This window comes from Burkholderia sp. WSM2232 (genome assembly GCF_000472545.1).
Lineage (GTDB): Bacteria > Pseudomonadota > Gammaproteobacteria > Burkholderiales > Burkholderiaceae > Paraburkholderia.
Map to the genome: position 1 here is coordinate 241,129 of NZ_AWZV01000005.1, position 18,053 is coordinate 259,181.

At 66.0% G+C, this 18,053-nt stretch carries 13 protein-coding genes; 6 read left to right on the plus strand and 7 right to left on the minus strand.

Annotation, left to right across the window (positions count from 1 at the left end):
- Positions 1 to 324: 324 nt before the first annotated feature.
- Entirely contained in the window at positions 325 to 2,586 is a 2,262-nt protein-coding gene (locus tag F757_RS0105200) for a winged helix-turn-helix domain-containing protein (RefSeq protein WP_027210493.1), read from the plus strand.
- Positions 2,587 to 2,648: 62 nt separating this feature from the next.
- Here F757_RS0105200 and F757_RS0105205 read toward each other — a convergent pair whose 3' ends face one another.
- On the minus strand, positions 2,649 to 3,119 hold the full coding sequence (locus F757_RS0105205) for an HrpB1 family type III secretion system apparatus protein (RefSeq protein WP_027210494.1): 471 nt from the start codon (positions 3,117 to 3,119) through the stop codon (positions 2,649 to 2,651).
- Positions 3,120 to 3,392: 273 nt separating this feature from the next.
- On the opposite strand from F757_RS0105205, the gene F757_RS0105210 reads away from it, so the two are divergent.
- Positions 3,393 to 4,004 (plus strand): hypothetical protein, encoded by a 612-nt coding sequence (locus tag F757_RS0105210; protein WP_027210495.1) that lies wholly within the window; start codon positions 3,393 to 3,395, stop codon positions 4,002 to 4,004.
- Positions 4,005 to 4,065: 61 nt separating this feature from the next.
- Positions 4,066 to 5,265, plus strand: coding sequence for a cytochrome P450 (locus F757_RS0105215; protein ID WP_027210496.1), 1,200 nt, complete (start codon positions 4,066 to 4,068; stop codon positions 5,263 to 5,265).
- Between the two features lie 353 nt (positions 5,266 to 5,618).
- Here F757_RS0105215 and F757_RS0105220 read toward each other — a convergent pair whose 3' ends face one another.
- Both F757_RS0105220 and F757_RS36790 read right to left on the minus strand, forming a co-directional pair.
- Positions 5,619 to 6,434: a hypothetical protein gene (locus tag F757_RS0105220; RefSeq protein WP_027210497.1), complete on the minus strand. Its 816-nt coding sequence runs from the start codon at positions 6,432 to 6,434 to the stop codon at positions 5,619 to 5,621.
- The gene (locus F757_RS36790) at positions 6,431 to 6,562 is read right to left on the minus strand and encodes a hypothetical protein (RefSeq protein ID WP_269658429.1); all 132 of its coding nucleotides are present in this window, start codon (positions 6,560 to 6,562) and stop codon (positions 6,431 to 6,433) included. The genes F757_RS0105220 and F757_RS36790 overlap by 4 nt, the downstream gene beginning before the upstream one ends.
- 553 nt (positions 6,563 to 7,115) lie before the next feature.
- Between F757_RS36790 and F757_RS0105230 the strand changes: the two genes are divergently transcribed.
- Positions 7,116 to 7,832, plus strand: a complete 717-nt coding sequence (locus F757_RS0105230) for a DUF3455 domain-containing protein (protein ID WP_027210498.1) — start codon at positions 7,116 to 7,118, stop codon at positions 7,830 to 7,832.
- A 97-nt stretch (positions 7,833 to 7,929) separates the two neighbouring features.
- A complete protein-coding gene (locus tag F757_RS0105235; RefSeq protein ID WP_027210499.1) occupies positions 7,930 to 11,712 on the plus strand; it encodes a hypothetical protein in 3,783 nt (1,260 codons plus the stop codon).
- A gap of 79 nt (positions 11,713 to 11,791) precedes the next feature.
- Here the strand turns inward: F757_RS0105235 and F757_RS0105240 are convergent, their stop codons facing one another.
- Positions 11,792 to 12,862 (minus strand): aromatic ring-hydroxylating dioxygenase subunit alpha, encoded by a 1,071-nt coding sequence (locus F757_RS0105240; protein ID WP_027210500.1) that lies wholly within the window; start codon positions 12,860 to 12,862, stop codon positions 11,792 to 11,794.
- A 632-nt stretch (positions 12,863 to 13,494) separates the two neighbouring features.
- On the opposite strand from F757_RS0105240, the gene F757_RS0105245 reads away from it, so the two are divergent.
- Entirely contained in the window at positions 13,495 to 14,520 is a 1,026-nt protein-coding gene (locus tag F757_RS0105245) for a response regulator transcription factor (protein WP_027210501.1), read from the plus strand.
- A gap of 96 nt (positions 14,521 to 14,616) precedes the next feature.
- Here F757_RS0105245 and sctC read toward each other — a convergent pair whose 3' ends face one another.
- The 3 genes from sctC to F757_RS0105260 form a co-directional block, all read right to left on the minus strand.
- A complete protein-coding gene (sctC, locus tag F757_RS0105250; RefSeq protein ID WP_027210502.1) occupies positions 14,617 to 16,449 on the minus strand; it encodes a type III secretion system outer membrane ring subunit SctC in 1,833 nt (610 codons plus the stop codon).
- 208 nt (positions 16,450 to 16,657) lie between these two features.
- Complete coding sequence (gene sctT, locus F757_RS0105255) at positions 16,658 to 17,473, minus strand: type III secretion system export apparatus subunit SctT (protein ID WP_027210503.1); 816 nt, start codon at positions 17,471 to 17,473, stop codon at positions 16,658 to 16,660.
- A 38-nt stretch (positions 17,474 to 17,511) separates the two neighbouring features.
- Positions 17,512 to 18,051 carry a type III secretion protein gene (locus F757_RS0105260; RefSeq protein WP_051376674.1) on the minus strand — a complete coding sequence of 180 codons (540 nt, stop codon included), beginning with the start codon at positions 18,049 to 18,051 and terminating at the stop codon, positions 17,512 to 17,514.
- Positions 18,052 to 18,053: the final 2 nt, after the last annotated feature.

Sequence of the window (18,053 nt, forward strand, 5' to 3'; positions counted from 1 at the left end):
TTGAGGCCGATTTGAGAACTGTTGAGATTCGCAGCGCGAAACACATGTCGGCGAGAACTGCAAGCGTTCGCTGAGCTTCGCGCGCAACGCCGTGTCGTGCGTAGACCCGCGCGCTGCACCCTATTGCCGAACCATGCAACTCGCAATAAGCTGACGAATCCATCGCCCGGCGAAACTGTTGAGCGCGGTCACCCGCAGCATGCGGGCGCCGCGAGCGCGCAGCCGCGCACGCCGCCACGACGACGATCGCCGGTGAGCATTTGATCCGCCGCACGCGGCACCGCCCTGAAGCGTTGGGCTTGCCGAATCCGCTGGAGATCCACAATGCCGTCATTACGACCGAACGAAACGGTCATAGCGTTCAGTCGCTTCACGCTGTCCCAGGAGCCGCCGCGGCTCGTCGCCGACGGCCTCGAGGTCGAACTCGGCGCGCGCGCGCTCGAGCTGCTGATCGCGCTGGTCGAAGCGCGCGGCCGGCCCGTCGCGCAGGCCGAACTCGGCCGCCGCGGCTGGCCCGATCTGAATGTCGACGTCAATACGGTTCAGGTGCAGATTTCGGCGCTGCGGCGCGCGCTCGGCGACGACCGTGATCTGATCGTCACGGTGCCGGGCTTCGGCTATCGGTTTGCAGCCGAGGTTCATACGAACAGCCTCGCTCACTCGCCGGAGCCTGTCACAGCAGCGGCAGTGACCGCGGGGGCCGCGGGGGCCACAGCGGCCGCGGTGCCTCGGGCAGGCTCGCGGTTGCCGGGCGACCCGGCCAGCGCGAGCGCGCCGCGCGCGGCTCAGCCGGCATTTGCAGTCGGCGCTTCGCGCACGCCGCAGCAATTCACGCCGTTCATCGGCCGGCACGCGGAGCTTTCCGAGGTGCTGGGCCTCATATCCATCGCGCGGCTCATCACGCTCGTCGGCGCAACCGGTACAGGCAAGGCGCGCCTCGCGCACGAAGCGGCGCGGCGCCTCGCCGGACGCTTTCGTGACGGCGTGGTGCCGGTCGCGCTATCCGCGCTCTCCCCAGAGGACGGTTTCGCCGATGCACTCGCGCTCGCATTGAACCTGCCGGCGGGTCCCGCGCAGACTCCGCTTGCCCGTTTACTCGACGGCGTGCGCGAGCGCGATGTGCTGCTCGTGATCGATTGCAACGCATGCAACGATGGCGGGCATGAACAGGCTGCAAGCGGCGCGCTCGCAGCCGAGATCATCGAGGCAGTGCTGACGGCCGGACCGAACGTACGTGCCATTGTCACCGCGAGCGCGTCGCTCGGCTTGCGCAACGAGGAAGTGGTCACGCTTGGTCCGCTGCGCATTCCGGAACAGCCCCAGGTCAACGCCACACTCGCACCGGAATACGACGCGCTGCGCCTCCTGTTCGCGCGGCTCGCGATCCTGTCCGCGCGCCGCGACCGGCAACGCATCGCAGCGCCCGCGTCGCCGCGTCCGCTGAGCGGTAACGCGCTGCTCGCGGCGCTCGACGGCGGCGCGATGCCGCAGGCCGCGATAGACGCAGCCGTGTCGATTACGCAACTGCTCGCCGGCGTGCCGCTCGCCCTGGAACTCGCTGCCGCGACCATCGACCACGACCTGCGCGCCGGAGAGCCGCTCGAAGCCGCCATGAGCCGCTACGCGCAGTGTCTCGAGGCCCTCATCGGACCGCGCATGGAAACGCCGGGGGTTCGGCATCCGCGCCCGGCGCCCATTGCCCTCGCCTTCGACCTGCACGTCGCGCGGCTGGATCGCCGGGCGCGCCTGCACCTGCTGCGGCTCGCGATGTTCGCAGGTGAATTCCCGCGCTGTGCGGCCATCGGCCTGCTCACCGCATGCGATCCGCCCGGGAGCGGCGAGTCGTCCGGCGAGATGCTGAGCGACACACACAACGCCATGAGCGACGCGATTCGCGGCGACGCGCTCGCGGACGCCTCGCTCGATGTATTGACCGAAGCGGGCCTCGTCGAAGAACTGGACAGCAGCGGTCAGTGGATGCTGCACATCCGGCGGCCCATCCGCCATCTCGCGCGCCAGATGCTGCGCGACGCCGGCGAACAGGACCGCACCGCGCATGCGCTCGCGGCCGGCCTGCCGGTGCGCCTGAACGCGCACCGCAAGCGCGGCGAGCGCGCGCATATCGACGCGCTCGACATGAGCGATCTCGAGGACTTGCGCGCGGCGCTTCAATGGTGCGTCGAATGCCGGCGCTTCGACACGGCAATCTCGCTGCTCGAATGCTCCGCGTGGCTGTGGGCGAGGCTTTCGCTGGAGCGCGAATATCTGCAGCGCGGCCGTGCCGTGCTTGCCGGCGTGCAAGCCGGCGCGACGCCTCGACGCCGCGACGAGATGCGCCTCCATGCGATTCTCGCAAGCGCGCTGCCGCTCGCCCACGCGCCTGTCGCGCAGGCGATCGCCGCGTGGGAAACCGTCTACGAACTCGCCAACGCGTGTGCCGACAGCGCGTTTCGCGAGCGTGCGCTGACCGGCCTTATCGTGTGCTGCAGCGAGGCGGGCGATGCACGCCGCGCCGCCGAGTTGCAGGCCCGCTATGACCGCATCGTCAGAGCCTCTCAGGCGCGCAACGGCGCTGCGGCGCGCTGAGCGCGCGGCTCTCGCTGACCAGTCGGCACCGCTCGCGCGAAGCAAATGCAGTAACAACGTTGTCACCTGTATTCGCTGCCTAGTTCGTTGCCGAGCGTGTTGCCCGGCAGATTGCCTGATTCGCTGGCCAATACCGTGGCAATGCGCGCGGCACTCGGCTCCCCGCCAACGCCCAGAAACTTCGCGACAATCGCCAGCGCGGTCGGATCGCCGCTGTGCAACACGGCCGCCGCGCAGCGCCGCCAGTCGCGATCCGCGAGCATGTACAGGCACCAGCTCTGCAACGCGGTGACGACGGGCGAACCGTAGCCCTGCTCGTCGATCTGCCGCAACAGACGCAACGCGTCGATCCAGCGCCGCGAATTCACGAGCAGCCTCACCTCGCAGATGTCGACGACCGCCGGATTTGGATGAAGCTGACGCAACACCAGCAGCAGTTCCTCCAGATCGGCATGCGCGCCGATCCGTAGTCCTACGGAGAAAATCGTCAGCAGCACACCCAGCACCGCGAAACTGCATTGATCGTTTTTCATGTGCACGTACCAGGGCGAACGAATGGCGAGAGGCGACACTCTGCATTCTCGGACTCGTCGCGCTCTGGCATCGCGCACACACGAAGCGCGGAGCGCGGTCGCGAAGCATCCGCTCGATGCCCTCGCGCGCGGGTTTCGCGCGTCCACTCCCTGCTTCGCATTCGCTCGCGCAAGACGGTGCACTTTCCATAGTCTGTATGTGTTGAAGTCGGCGCGATCTGGCGACCTCATCAGTCTTCGTTATCCGCATGAATCAACCTTGTGAGAGGAACCATGACCACCAATAACGTGAACTCCGCGTACTTCCAGAGCCCGACGTTCCAGTACCCGGGCGGGCAGTCGTATGGCGGCGCGAATCAGGCGCAGATCGACGCCGATATCCAGCAGTTGCTCAACGACCTCGGCATCTCGGGCGGCCAGTATCCGGGCGGCACTCAGAATACTGGCGGGGGGCAGTTCCCCGGCTCGACGGGCCAGTATCCCGGCGTGCCCTCGAACGGCAATCCACCGCTGCGTTCGATCAAACTGTCGACGCGCTCGGGCGGCGAGGTGAGCCTGCTCGAAGATCCGTCGGGCAATCTGTACGACAAGACCGGCAAATCGGTCGGCACCATCGGCGCGGATGGCAGCGTGAGCTTCACGGCCGACGGCAAGAAAGAAGTCAACGAACTGATGACCAACGGCCGCTCGCCTTTTGATCTGATCATGAGCGGCAGCTTTGTGACAGGCGAGAAACAGAGCGACGGCACGTACAAGTTCGCGGCCGACCAGGTCAACATCGGCGCCGGCGACCTGAACCTGAACGGCACGCCGAACAACCGCGTGCAACCGCTGACGGTCGAGCAGCCCGCCCAGTCGCCGGCCAACTATGGTCTTGCTGTCTGAGCCGCGATCTGCCGGTGCGCGCATGCTGTGGTGCGCCGAAGAATCGGCCACGACCTGCGGTATGACCTGCGAGAGCGCGGACCCCGGCTCGTGCAGCGTGCTGCCGTCCATTATCGGCACGGGTTCGGTCGATCCGTACCCGCTCTACAGATGGTTGCGCGCGCATCGGCCACTGTGTCGCGACGCGAGCGGGGTCTGGCTCGCGTCGTCGCACGCGCTGGTGACGCGCATTCTCGACGACGCGCGTTTTTCGGCACGGCCGCCGCCCGGCACGCAACCGCTCGACGACCCGCTCGGTTACACGAACATGGTTGTGTTCGAGACCGGCGAAGCGCATGAGCGGCTACGGCGTTTCCTCGCGCCGCTGTTTTCGCGCAAGGCGCTGCTATCGCTGCAAGAATTTATCGACGGCGAAGTCGAGCGTCTGCTCGATCAATGCGATGCTCAGCCGCGCTTCGATCTCATCGCGCATGTCGCGAGTGTGTTGCCGGTGCGCACGATCTGCCGCCTGCTCGGCTTTCCCGATGCACACGGCGCGAGCTATCTGCAAGCGTCGGCGGGCGCGTGGCAACTCATCAGCGGCGCGCCGATGTCCGCCGAAGAACGCGCGCTCGCGGCCGCGCAGACCGAGACGTTCATCGGCAAGGTCGAAGCGTTCCTGCGCGAAGTCGACCCGGACGCCGCACCCGATCACGCGGCCTCGCGCTTCCTGCGGCTCGAACAGGAAGGCGGAATCGGCCGGCGCGAAATGCTCGTCAATGTTCTGTTCCTGTTCATTGCCGGATACGGCACGACCTTGCTGTCGATCGGCAATAGCATCGCTGCGCTCTTGCGCGCGCCGAACGCCTGGCAGGCGCTCACGGACGACGCCTCGCTCGTTCCGCAAGCGGTGCGCGAGTTGTACCGGTACGATCCCGCAGTGCAGTCCGTGTTTCGCTATGCGTGGGACGACGTCGATATCGGCGGCTGCCGGATTCGTCGCGGCGAGCGCGTGATGCCGCTCATTGGTGCCGCGAATCGCGACCCTGCGGTATTTGCCGCGCCCGATGAAATTCGCTTCGAGCGCGAAGCAGCCCGTTCGCTGACGTTCGGCGCGGGCCCGCACAGTTGCATGGGCGTCGCGCTCGCGCGCATGCAACTGGAGTCGCTGCTACGTGCGCTCGTGCGGCGCATGCCTGGGCTGAGACTCGCGCCTGGCTGGCAGCCGCGGCAGCAGCACGGCTCGTTTCATGGATACGACCGGTTGATGGTGGAGCGTTAGTGGCGTTGGGTGGTAGCGTTGGAGTGCTGTTGTTGGGGTGCTGTTGTTGTGGTGCTGTTGTTGTGGTGCTGTTGTTGTGGTGCTGGTGTTGTTGTGGTGTTGTTGTGGTGGTGTTGTTGTGGTGGTGTTGTGGTGGTGTTGTGGTGGTGTTGTGGTGGTGTTGTGGTGGTGTTGTGGTGGTGTTGTGGTGGTGTTGTGGTGGTGTTGTTGAGGTGGCGCCGTAGCTGTGCCGCCGTAGTTGTGCCGCCCTCGCTTGGCCACCGCCGTTATGTCTCGCGCACACGCCCGGCGGAGCGAGACATAACGGCGCATTGAACCGGATGTGCGCGACGCCCACTCATCGCGCATCGCCCTCATTCCGATAGGAACGTCACATCGCCGCGGTTGCCGGTGTACGTGTCGTACGACACGACCTGCGGGCCGCTGCCGCCTTGTGTGTTGTTCGAACCGATCAGCGTGATGCGGCCGTTCTCGTTGCTCGCGACGATCTCGACATGCTCGTCGGCGCCGACAATGCAGATATCGCCCGGCTTGGCCTCGCTGCGGCTCACGGTGCGCCAGCCGTCGCCCTTCAATTCGCTGTGCAGTGTCGAGACGAGATTCGTGTGCTGCAACTCGGAGATCTTCCCCGACTTGACGAGGCACGCGGACGCGAAGTTCGCGCAGCACACCGTCGTATCGACGCCCTTGTCCATCGGCACGCCCTGGTCTGCCATGATGCTCGCCGCTGACTTGTGCAACTGCGTCTGCGCGACGCCCGCCGCATTGCCCGAACCCGCGGGCCTCACATTGGGATCGCCTCGCTCCACAGCCCCGCCCGAGCTAACCGGGCCCGTACCGGACGAGCGGCGGTAGCTCGCCTGTGTGACTCCACCGCCGCTGCTGGGAAGCGACGGCATGGAAGGCATCGGCATGCCCGACGATTCCTGCGACGGACTGGTGATGCTTAGCAGGAATTGCAGGAAGAGTTGCTCGAGTGCATTGTCGCCGAGGCCGCCGGACGAGTTCCAGCCGGCGCTGTTGCCGCTGCCGAAGGCGGTTCCTGCGCCGGCGTTTGCCCACGCGTTCGGCTGCGCAGTGATTGAGCGCGTGAACTGCGACGACGGATCGGCTGCGCCCATGTATCCACCAGCCGGGTATGACAGCGTGGAAAATGCGCTATACGTCATGACGACTCCTTGTTGAGCGAGGCAACGCCGCCCGCGCGCGATATGACGACCATCGCCATCGACACGATCAAGGCCGCTGCGCGGCGCGCGTCGATGGGTGCACTCGTGGGCGTGCAGGTGGTTGGCACGTGGGCGCACCCATTTCGGGGCACGCCTGACTGTATGCGCGGCGGCGCACAACGGTTGCGTGTAGTGCGCAGCAATATGCAGCGAAGCGAAGCGGACGATGGCAGATGCCGGGTGCCGGGTGCAAGATGCGAAGTGCAAGATGCAAAATGCAAAATGCGAGGTGCGAGGTGCGAGGTGCGAGGTGCGAGGCGCGAGGCGCGAGGTGCGAGGTGCGAGGTGCGAGGTGCGAGGTGCGAGGCGCGAGGTGCGAGGTGCAAGTGCCAAACGCCAAACGCCAAACGCCAGATGCCAGATGCCAGATGCCAGATGCCAGATGCCAGATGCCGATGCAACTGCACCAACGCAGACGGCATCATGTGCAAAGCGCTTCGGCCTCATTAGTCCATGTCCGCCCAGCCGTCTGCACAGTCCTCCGCGCCACAACTCGCGACGCTCCCCGCACGCCCTCGCAACAAGCCGATTCTGCGCAAATCCGTCCGGCACTTCGCAGCGCATAGGCGCGCTTGTCGCGCTTCGGGTCTACTGGCGCCATTGCGTTATGTCGAGACCGCCGTGCCGAAACATGCCCTTGCCGATGTGTGCCCCGTGGCCGCCCCGATTGTGCGCCCTGCTCCTGCTGCCGCTGGCGTTGCCAGTGTCGCGATGCGCGCGGCCCTTGCGCTTGCGCTCACGAGCCTCATGGCAGCCTGCGCCGACCCCACGCCAGGCGGCGCGCAACTGAAGATCACGCAACAGCAGAAGCTCGTACCACCCGCCAACGAAACGTTGCCGCTGTCGCTGCGCGCCGATTCGCAGGAAGTCCTGCAAGACGTGCTGAGCGCGGTCGGCGACGAGGTATGGAACTGCCGCCGAAGCGGCGCCACGCTGCAATGGACTTCGGCAGGCGCCGAAGCTACGCTCGTTGACCAGGCACGCAAAAGCGTCGGCACCGTCATGCCCAATCGCATGTTCAATGCGTACGACGGCAGCTATGTGATCGGACGCGTCACGGCCGACGAAACCGTCACGCCCGGCGCGCTACCGTGGCAACGCGTGGCCGCGCGCTTCAATGCCGGCCAGCGCACGGGCGACGGCCGCTTCGCGCGGACCACGTCGGTGCAGCGCGTGCTCACCTCGGGCGGCCTTCCGCCCAACCCGGTCTGCACTCAGGAAGGCGTGTCGCTCTTCGTGCCGTATTCCGCGACCTATCTGTTCTATCGCGCGAGCGACCCGGACGCGGTCGTGCCCGCGCCCGAGCCGCCGCTGGATGCCGCCTCGGCCACGCAATAGAGTCGCTGCCGTGCGCGCGATCTGACAACGTAGGCGCTGTTCGCGCGCGACAGGCTGCCGGCCGTGCGCGTCGTCGCTGCACGCTTCGGAGGACCCGATGAACTTTCGTCTGACCGCGCTCGTGTCGCTCCTGCCGGGACGCGACAGCGCCGCTCCATCCGCCGCTCATCCACAGCAACCAGACGACTCACCTCAACCGCGGCCGGACCCAACCGCCGATTCGCAGACGCCGCTCAGCGGCCTTGCGCGTCTGTCGGATCGCGTGCGGCACAACCCCGTCACGCGGATGTTCCGCGCGTCGAACACCACGGTCACCGTACTCGAATCGACGCTGAGTGCGGCCGGCAGCGTCGCCAACCCGGCCGGCGATGCGCGCTTTCCCCGCCCGCCGCAACGCAGGCCGCCGCCGCAGCCATCAGCGCAACCCGGGGCGCACCCGGGGTCGGTAGAGAACGAAGACGCGATCGACGTGCCAGAGATAGCGATAGGCACCCAGGGTGCGAAGCTCGCCGACGCCTCGATCGCACGCACGGCCGCCTTCCTCGCCGCAGGCGATGCAACGCGCGGGGCGCTGCCCGTGCCCAGGTTCATGAATCCCCGCGCAATTCGCGACACGCTGCGCCGCCTGCGCAACCGCGAGGCAAACGCTGCCGCCCGCGAATGGGCTGACACGCTCGACGAGCACTTCATGCAGCCGGTGATCGCCGTGAACCGGCTGTTTCCGGTGCCTGCAAACGCGAGCCGCGAAGTTGCAGATGCGCGCCAGGCTGCCATCGACAGCCTGCTCGACGGTCTCACGCTGCGCAGGCCGCGGCCCGTCCACGCCGATCCGTCGTTGCCCGCGGCCGTCGAGCGTCTGCCGCAGGAGTGCGTGGTGCCCGTGGCCGAGGCGCTCGCCGAGGCAAGCGGTGGCGACCCGGCATTGGCCGCGCGGATTCTGCACCGCTTGCAGCAGCCGCTCGACGTCAGCGGTGCGAGCGGTGTGAGCGGCACTACCGACACTGCGCACACAAGTGACACTAGCGGCAGCAGCAACACCGGCAACATCAGCAACATCAGCAACACCAGCAACACCAGCAGCATTAGTCGCACAACCAGCATGCGCGCCGCGCCAGCGCAACACCCGTCGCAGGCGGCGCCCGCCGACCTCGAACAGCGCGCGTGGCGCTGCGCGCAAAACCTCGCGCACGCACGTTGCGCCGCGCTCGAGGGCTTGCTGTGCCTCCAGTACGGCGACAACGCGCCACACGCGGAGCGCGGCAACGGCATGGCCGCACGGCTCGTGGTCTATCTGCAGGCCGCTCACAAGCTGCGTTCGATGGACGCCGATCTCGGCGCCACACCCGCCGAGTTGAACGACGACTCCCCCTACCGCATGTTCGTCGACGATCCATATGGCCGGCACGCGATGCTCGCGCTCGACGCGGCCCGCCGTCTGCCGCCCGACGCCGCGAGCGTGCACGACACGGGCGACTGCGAGATCGAAGCAATCACCGCTTACCGCTTGTGGCAGATGGGCTTCGACGAAGGCGGCCCAGGTTCGGATCTCGAGCGCGCGGCGCAATTGCTGTTCGACGGCGGGACCACGTGGGTCGCGCGCGGCGCCGACCGGCAAGCGCGCAAGGACCGTGCTCTGGGACCGATCGACGGCGCCCCGCCGGCCCAGCGCTTCGCGCAAGCGCGGGCGCGTGTGGGACTGGCGGTGCACGACGTGCCGCGCGCGTTCGGCAGGAACCGCTCGCCGATCGACACCTCCAGTCTGCTTGGCGCCGACACGCCGTTCTTCGACACCACGCGCGGGCAATACGACAGCGCGTTGATCGCCGCGCGCGACGCGCTGCTCGACTACAGCAACGAGCAATTGCCGGCCGCTGCGACGCCGGGCCGTATGCTGACGCACGCGCTGAATGCGCAGCGCCTGCAGGCCTGGACCGATGCGCGCCCTGATGTCCCGGCGAACGCCAAACCGCGCGAGCTGCAAAAGCGCCGGCCCGAATCGTTCGGCATCGGGCGGCGCGAGGCCCGCCGCATGTGGAACGACGCGCGTGCCCGCGTCGCCGGTTTGCGCGCCGAAGGCGATCAGCGCACGCAACGCAACGTCGAGCGCGCGTTGCGGATGTTCGACGATCCGCAGCGCCGCCGCCGCTTCGTGGACGACGTGACGAGCGGCGGCTTCACGCTGGCCGCGCTGGAACGCTGCATCAACGCGAGCGGGATGGCCGCCGACCACCCCGCCCGCGCGCAACCAGCGCAGCGCAATCTGCAGGCAGCGCACGAACTGCTGGGGAACCCCGGCATTCCACCGCTGCAACGCATTACGACGCACAACCTGCGCGAACAGCATCTCGCGCTGATGGCGCAGAACATTCCGGGCACGGGTTTTACGTCGTATGACGGCAATGCGCTCGGTATCGACGCGAGCGCGTGGGGCAACCTGCCTGCACGGCTGCTGGTGTCGGCGGGACCGATCGTCACAGTGCTGGGCGGGCGCGATTCGATGTATTCGATCGGCACCGCGTACGAAGGCGGACAGATGATGTTCGGCACCCGTAGCCGCGTGAACGGCGCAGTGGGTGCGCAGGGCTTCGTCGGCGCGACGCTGGACGTGGCCGGCGTCGCGGGCATGGCGGGCGCGTGGGCCGCCTCGGGCGTGGGCGGTTATCTCGCGCGCGAGGAGTCGGTCGTGCTGCGCGCGCGGCGGCTCGCGCCCACGCCGGCAACCGCCGAACTCGAAGCCGAGCACTGGCACAAGGACAGCCAGCAGATGGTCAACGCGTACTGGGACGCGGCCGAGCAGGCGCAAACACCCGACGAGTTCATGCAGGTTCTCGCCGCGGGCATTGCGGATAACGAACGGATTTCGCTGTCGTCGCAAAACAATAACGCGACCTCGGTGACGGCCACGCCGCTAACTCTGGGCGGCGTCGCGCGAGCGAACGTGCCGGGCGCGAACTCGCCCGAGCGTGTCGGCATGTATGCGGGCGTGAGCTCGGGCGTGACGCTCTACTCCGCCGCCGATCTCAAGGAGAGCGGCGCGCTCGCCAGCACGATCGGCGCCACCGCCGTGCAGGGGACGCTGAGCGCGAGCGCGGGCACGCAGTTCGCGCCGCGCGCGTTCACGCTCGCCGACGGCGCGGGCGAAGTCGGATCGGTGAGCCCGGGCGCGAAAACGCTCGCGGGCGCGGCGCTCGAAGCTACGCCGTTCGGGCGCTCTTCATTCATGTTTGCGATGCGCGATAACCGCGGGTTCGTCGCCGAATACACGATGCAGGACCGCATGTTCCGCAATGCCGACGACTGGGCCCGCTCGGTTCGCGCGAACCCGGCGTGGGTGCAGGGCATCGGCGCGCAACGGCTGCAACAGGTGATCGAGCAGACGCAGCTCGAATCGTCGGGCGAGTTTTCGTTCGGGGAACGCTGGGTTATCGCGGATGAATGCGTGCCGCGCCTGAATCAGTATCTGACGCTCTCGAATCAGCTGAGAGCGCGCCTCGACGATGCGTCGGTGCCCGCGCCGAGTCGCGCCGAGCGCGCGCTGACCGAGGCCAGGCTGCGGGTTCTCGAGCGGAAAATGCAGAGCACGTTCGAGGATCCGTCCGCCTGGCGACCGCTCGGTCTCTTCGGTCTACGCGAGGTTTCGCGCAGCAGCTCGCAAGGCTGGAAGTATGGCGTGCGCGCTTCCCACGAACAAAGCCGGATCGGCAGAAGCCTGACGTTCTGGACGCCGGTGTCGGAGCCGGAGCTTGAATCGACTGCGGCGGAAGGCGTGAGCGCGGCTACGGGCAGTTTGGCTCCGGAGATGAATCAGGCTCAGAAGCTGGCAGACGCAGGCGCTGCGGGCAGCGCGGCTGCATCAGCGGGGCCTGGCGGCGGTGTTTGAATGCGCGCGACGGTTGGTTCCCTGAGCCGCGAGCGGCTTGGGCATCCACCGTGCCGCTGCCGCGCTCGGGTTCCCCCAACTACGACGCCCGCTGCACAGAAGAGACGCCCTCGCGGCCGCCCTGCCGCGCTTCGTCTGCGATCAGCCGCTCCATGATCCGGCGTGCATGCAGCGCGCCCGCATCGATAGGCAGCATGGCTGGGCGCAGCGACCAGAAATCGCGATCGCCGATCATGCGTTGCTGCGCTTCCAGCATTGGAATGTCTTCGTCGCGAAACGGTGCGAGCAGACTCTGTGCGGTGCGGTTCACAAGCTCCGCCCCATGCGCACCGATTGCGCGCGGCAAACCGAACGCAAAAAAGTAATGCGAACTCGCGGCGGTTTCCGGCGTAAGCCAGTGCGCCGAGACGACTTCGCGCGTGGTCTCGGGCCAGCCGCTTTCGCAAACCCGCACGGCGATAGTGAGTAGCCCCGGCGGCATCCACTGCACGTCGAGTTCGCGGTCGGCGCGCTCGCCGTACAGCAGCTCGAAGCTTTGCGTGAGCATCGGCCGCAACAATTCGCCCTTCATCTCGCGATGCACTGACACGGTGTCGCCAGCCACCGTCGCGCGTACCACGCCGCTCGCCATCTGCTCGCTGCCGAGCGTGTCGGGATGCAGATACTGAAAGTGGCTGAGATCGAGAAGATTGTCGGCGCTCAACTGGTAATTCGCACGCGTGTGCAAATAACGCTCGCTCGTGAAGTGATCGCGTGGATCGAGATAGTCGAATGCGGGGAGCGGCGTGCTCAGCGCGCGCTGTGGATCGCCCGGCCAGAACCAGACCGCCCCATAGCGCTCGTGCACCGGATAGCGACGTGCCTGCGCACGCGCAGGCACGCGCCCGTCGCCATGCGGGTTCAACACACAATGCCCGTATGCGTTGAAACGCAGTCCGTGATACGGACATTCCAGCGTACCGTCGACAATGCGGCCGCGCGACAGGGGCGCAAAGCGATGTGGACAGCGGTCCGCGAGCGCGACGGCCTCGCCACCAGCAGTACGGTAAAGCACCACGGGCTCGTCTAGCAAAGTGCGCCCGAGCGGCGCATGCGCCGTGACCTCGCTGGACAGCGCGGCGACATACCAGGCATTGAGCAGATAGGGCACGGCAAGACTCCCATCGAACGCGGCGATTCAGTGCGGCGGCGTGCCCATATTAGGCACTACACAAATAAGCACACTCAACAATTCTCATAGCGGTAAATAGCAGCATTCTTGCAATTACATTCGCGTGAATCGGAAATAAATGCGAATCCCTAATACCGCGACAATGCGTATGGGAATTTGCCGACAGCTCTGCTGGCAAACCCCAAGCGGCCCACATCTGAAGCGCGCCGAAACCTTACATATAAATTACGTTACTGTAAGGTTAGCCAAGAAACCACCGTAAACACTGGATCTCCCGCGGTTCGCCACGCTTCGCATCTGTAAGGTTTGCTCCGTCCCGCATCCGCGTTATTTTTTCGAGGCCGTGCAAAAAACGTGTAATGCAGGTGGCGAACTACGAAAAACAGGTGGAAGAAAAATGTCGAATTCGTGATCTGTTTTTGAATCAGCCGATTGAATCGCGATTGCGAAACAAAACGTTACATCCTTGATGGGCCGCTCCCTCTACTGTCGAGTCATTCGAAATGCGTAATCGCTTCGACGCGCAAACGCATCGACCCACCGGTTCCACGAATAACGTTTGCCCTACGCCCGCGTAGTCTCACGGGCGCCCGGCATCGCACGGAGGAAAAATGAAACTTGCAGTGATGACCAGAAGCGCAACACTGTTCGGGTTGATCTGCCGTTGTTTCGAAGCCGACGGCGCCGTCTGCCACCGGTTCGCCGATGACGTGGCCTTCGCGCGCGCAATCTACCGCGACGAATACAGCGCGATCCTGATCGACGCGGACACGGGGCTCAATCCGCTGCGTCCCGTGCTCGCGAGGCGCGCCTGTTACGCGGACCGTCGCGCGCCGTTGATCGTGATCGGCGCGTGTCACGATCGCGAAGCCATAGCCCGTCTGTTCGACGCGGGTGCGGACGACGTGGTGCTCTCGCCAGTCGACGCGCGCGAGGTGATGCTGCGGGTACATCTCGCACTGTTGCGTGCGCAACTACAGAGCGCAGATTCCAGCGACATGCTCGAATGCGGCGTGTACCGGCTCGATCGCCGCACCTGCACGGTGCACGTGGACAGCCACGCGGTCCGGCTCACGCCGCGCGAGTTCGCGATTGCGTGGCTACTGTTCTCGCGCCGCGGCGAATATGTGAGCCGACGCCAGATTGCCGGCGCGGTGTGGAGCCGTTCGGAGGACATCATTGGCCGCACGCTCGAACAGCACATCTACAAACTGCGCAAGAAGCTCGAACTGAACGGCCCCTGGGGCGTGCATCTGCGTACGTTGTATGCGCACGGTTACCGGATCGAGATGACGGACACAGCGGATGCGGCGCTCGACGAAAGCACGCAGAGCGTGCAGACGATGGAAAGCCTGGATAGCCCGGCAAGCGTGGAAAGCACTGCGTTCGCCTCGCTGCACGGCGAGTCGCGAGCAGCGGCGGCCGTTGTCTGCATCGGACCGATGCCGCGCGCCTCCGTGCCGGCCTCGCCGCCGCGTGCCGAGGTGCATCCCGCAGATAGCGCCGTGGCACGCAATGCGCCCGCGTGGGGCGACTCGCAAGCGGCCTTCGCTGCCTCGGCGGGCGGCGTGCCGAAAACGCCGTATGCGCTGCTGAGCGCGGCCGCCCTCGCCGCGCGCACGCGCGGCAATGGGTGAGAACTTGTGAGAACAGCGCGGCGCGCCTTCAACTCCGTTGCGCGCCGCTTCTCCAACCCCTACTAACCGATGAACCACTCGCCGGCACTCGCGCGCTCAGAACTCGATAATGCGCGGCGACAGCAGAAAGAGCCGCTCCATATGGCTGCGCTGGTCGTCGCGATAGCGGAACAGCCCGCCGATCAGCGGAATCTTCGACAAACCGGGCACGCCAGTTTCGCCGTTCGTCGACGTATCGACACGATAGCCCGCAATCAGCAGGCTCTCGCCTTGGCCAACGAACGATTCGGTATTGATCGTGCTCGTCGTGATCACCGGAATGTTGTCCACCTGCTGCGATGTAATTGCGCCGTCCTCGATATGAACGTTGAGCTTGATGTCCGTTCTGCCGTTCTCTTCGACCACGAGCGGCAGCACGCGCAGCGACACGCCGGTCGACACGCTGTACAGATCCGCCGACGTGTAGCCCGACACGCGCACGAAAAAGCGCGTTTTCTGGTCCATCACGGCCTCCACATTGTTGAGCGTGGCGACTTTCGGGCTCGCGTCGATCTTCGCGAGATTGCTCTGCTGCAGCGCGTTCACGCGCGCGAGCAGATAGCGGCCCGCGTTGCCGAGCACGGCTGTCAGCGACCCGCCGAGCGGCGACGTGTTGATCACGGTCGTGCCGTCTGCAAGCGTCTGCGTGCCGAAAATCGGATCGATGTTGCCGTTATAGCCGTTCTGCTGCGTGGTGCCGTTGCCCGTCTGGATGTCGATGTGGCTGTTGTGCGCGCGCCAGTCAACGCCGATCTGCTTGAGCGCGTTGTCGTCGATTTCGATGATATGCGCCTCGATCTCGATCAGGCGCGGCCGCACGTCGAGCTTGTCGATCAGGCTCTGGTATTGCGCGAGGCGTTGCGGCACGTCGCGGATCAGCACGGAGTTGGTGCGCGGATCGGCTTCGATAACCGGCAGCGTCTGGCTGCCGCTCACCGACGTATCGGCGCCGCTGTCGCCGTCGCCGTTACTGGAGGAGCCGATCGACTGCATGCCCGGTCCACCGCCCGCCGCCATGCCGTTCAGCAATCCACCGATGCCCGGCGCCACGCCGCCGTTCGCGGCAATGCCGGCCGGCAGCGGCGGATTCACGCCGCTTTGATAACCGCCGCCGTCGGTGCTGCCGGTCACGTCGCGCATCGGCTGCAAGCGGCGCATTGTCGGTTCGCGCGCGGCGCGGTTGGCGGCCTGCTCGTAGCTGTCCGCGCCGTTGCGGCCACGCTGATCGCGCGGATGGTACATGGCAGACAGCACGTTTGCGACGCCGGACACCGTCACCGTCTTGCCGTCGATCTCGACGTTGTGATCCGCAGCCCACGCGTGATGGAGCTGGAACACGCGGATCATCGAACCCGAACGCTGCGCGGCGTTGTCGTCGAGACGGCGCGCGACTTCGGACACGAGCTGCACGTACGCTTGCGGCCCGCTGACGAGCGCGGTCCCCTGGCTCTCGTCGTAGGTGATCGGAAAGCGCGCATTCTCGATTCGCAGTTGCGTGAGCGCCGAGCGCAGGTCGGCGGCACTCGCATGATCGAGCTTGATCACGCGCCGCGTGACGGTGTTGACGTCGCTGATAGAGAGCACGCTGCCGTCGTAAAACCACACGAAGCCGAAGCTCGACGCCAGCGTGTCCAGAAAGCGCTGCGGCGGCATGTCGAAGCGACCGCTCACGCTGCCGTGCACGTCGCCCGAAATGGTTGTGGGCACACCTTGTCCAGCGGTGAAATCGCGCAGCACGTCCTTCACGTCCTGCCCTTCGGCGCTGACATGGACCACCGAGCTGCGCCAGTGAATGGCCGCGGCTTCGGCGGGCGCCGCGAGCAAGGCGGGCAATGCGAACGCAAGAGACGCTGCCAGCCGGGCAGCAAGCATGAGCGGTTTATTGTTCATGAGTTCCACGATGTCCACGATGGTCAAGGAATGGGCCGCGCGTCATGCAACGCGAGCCGGCGATGCCCAATGTATCGAAGCGTGTGAACCACATCCTCAACAAATCTGACGGTTGGCACGCATTTGAGGAGTGTTGAGAATTGGCACGGCCTGTATTGGCGCGGTCTGCATTGGCACGGCCTGTACTGGCGCGGCCTGCGCGCCGTGTCTATTTGCGCACTGCGCCGGCAATGGCGCGCAACTGCTCGCCGAGTCCGGTCAGCACGAGCTGGTCGCGCACCTGGTCGACAAAAATGCCGACAAAGAGCGCGAGCATCATCACCGTGAGCGCGCCTTTCACGGGTTGACTAAGCGTCATCAGTTCGAGCTTTTGCGCCGACTTCGCCGCAAAGCCGAACGCGAAATCGACCAGCAGCAACATCAGCATCATTGGCGCAGCGAGCTTGGCGGTGGTCTGCATCAGCGAGTCCGTTTGTTGCAGCACGAAGCTCTCGAGCACGTTCGCGGGCACGGGCGTGGCTGCCGTGAGCGGCCACCAGTGGTACGACTCGTACAGCGCGCCGAGCAGGAAGGTCATGCCGCCGAAGGTCCAGAACGCGACGCTTGCCACCTGCGCGAGCAACGTGCCGGTCGGCGTGGACTGTTCCTCACGCAGCGGGTTGGTGATTTGCACGTTGTTGTAGCCGGCCAGATCGTCGACGTAAATGCCCGCGCCTTCCGCAACCCAGAATACCGTGGATGCCGCAAATCCAAGCAACAGGCCGATGGCCGCCTCGCGCAGGCCGATCACAACCAACGTGGTGCCGCTCAGCGACGTGTATAGCGAAACCGGCTGGCCATAAGCGATGAACGAGCTGAACAGCAACACTACGCCGTTGCGCACCACGCCTTGCAGGATACCGTCCGCGGTGGGCGGAAACAGGTAAAGCACCACAAAAAGCCGCACCGAGCAGACGCCGAGCACGGTCAGCGAGCGGATCAGTGTGGCGCCGAACTGCGGTAGCGTGGTGATAGTGTCGTACATTATGGATGGCTAATCAAATCGCAAAACGTTGCCGGCTGTCATGCCGCCGTGCGCTGCGCCTGAGCAGACGAGCGCAAACGTGCGAGCGCCGCTTCTTCCGCTTCCTCGTCGCCGGCGTCGGCTGCCTCGCGCTCGAGGGCCGCGCGCAGTCCGGCCATGCGCTCGCCACACAGGTCGATGCGTCCGCGGTTTTGCGCAAGTGCGCGGGCCGCAGCGGCGAGTTGATCGGCCTTGCTGCGCAACGCTACCTCTAACGACGCGAGTTCGTTTTCCATCTGCGAGACCCGCACGGCAACAACTTCCGCATAGCGCATCGTCGCATTCAGTTCGGCCAACTGGAACGCGGTGCCGCCCGTCATCATCTGCGAGATGCGGGTGTGAAAACTGTGCAACTGGGCGCGCTCCGCATGCGTGCGCGCGAGTTGCGCGTCGTGCTGCCCGAGCGCCGCGGCGTGCGCTTCACGCGCGGCAACCAGGTCTGACTGCAGGCGGCGCTCCAGCCGTTCGCGGCGGCCAATGGTCAACTGCAGCGCGGCCATGCGTCGACGTGTCGTCTCGGGACTTTGCGTCGTCGTCATCG

Excerpts from the sequence above, each read along its gene's own strand:
- F757_RS0105260 (WP_051376674.1), bottom strand. The coding sequence starts at position 18,051 with ATGACGACGACGCAAAGTCCCGAGACGACACGTCGACGCATGGCCGCG.
- sctT (WP_027210503.1), bottom strand. The coding sequence starts at position 17,473 with ATGTACGACACTATCACCACGCTACCGCAGTTCGGCGCCACACTGATC.
- F757_RS0105200 (WP_027210493.1), top strand. The coding sequence starts at position 325 with ATGCCGTCATTACGACCGAACGAAACGGTCATAGCGTTCAGTCGCTTC.
- F757_RS0105245 (WP_027210501.1), top strand. The coding sequence starts at position 13,495 with ATGAAACTTGCAGTGATGACCAGAAGCGCAACACTGTTCGGGTTGATC.
- F757_RS0105205 (WP_027210494.1), bottom strand. The coding sequence starts at position 3,119 with ATGAAAAACGATCAATGCAGTTTCGCGGTGCTGGGTGTGCTGCTGACG.
- F757_RS0105210 (WP_027210495.1), top strand. The coding sequence starts at position 3,393 with ATGACCACCAATAACGTGAACTCCGCGTACTTCCAGAGCCCGACGTTC.
- F757_RS0105215 (WP_027210496.1), top strand. The coding sequence starts at position 4,066 with ATGACCTGCGAGAGCGCGGACCCCGGCTCGTGCAGCGTGCTGCCGTCC.
- sctC (WP_027210502.1), bottom strand. The coding sequence starts at position 16,449 with ATGAACAATAAACCGCTCATGCTTGCTGCCCGGCTGGCAGCGTCTCTT.
- F757_RS0105235 (WP_027210499.1), top strand. The coding sequence starts at position 7,930 with ATGAACTTTCGTCTGACCGCGCTCGTGTCGCTCCTGCCGGGACGCGAC.
- F757_RS0105220 (WP_027210497.1), bottom strand. The coding sequence starts at position 6,434 with ATGACGTATAGCGCATTTTCCACGCTGTCATACCCGGCTGGTGGATAC.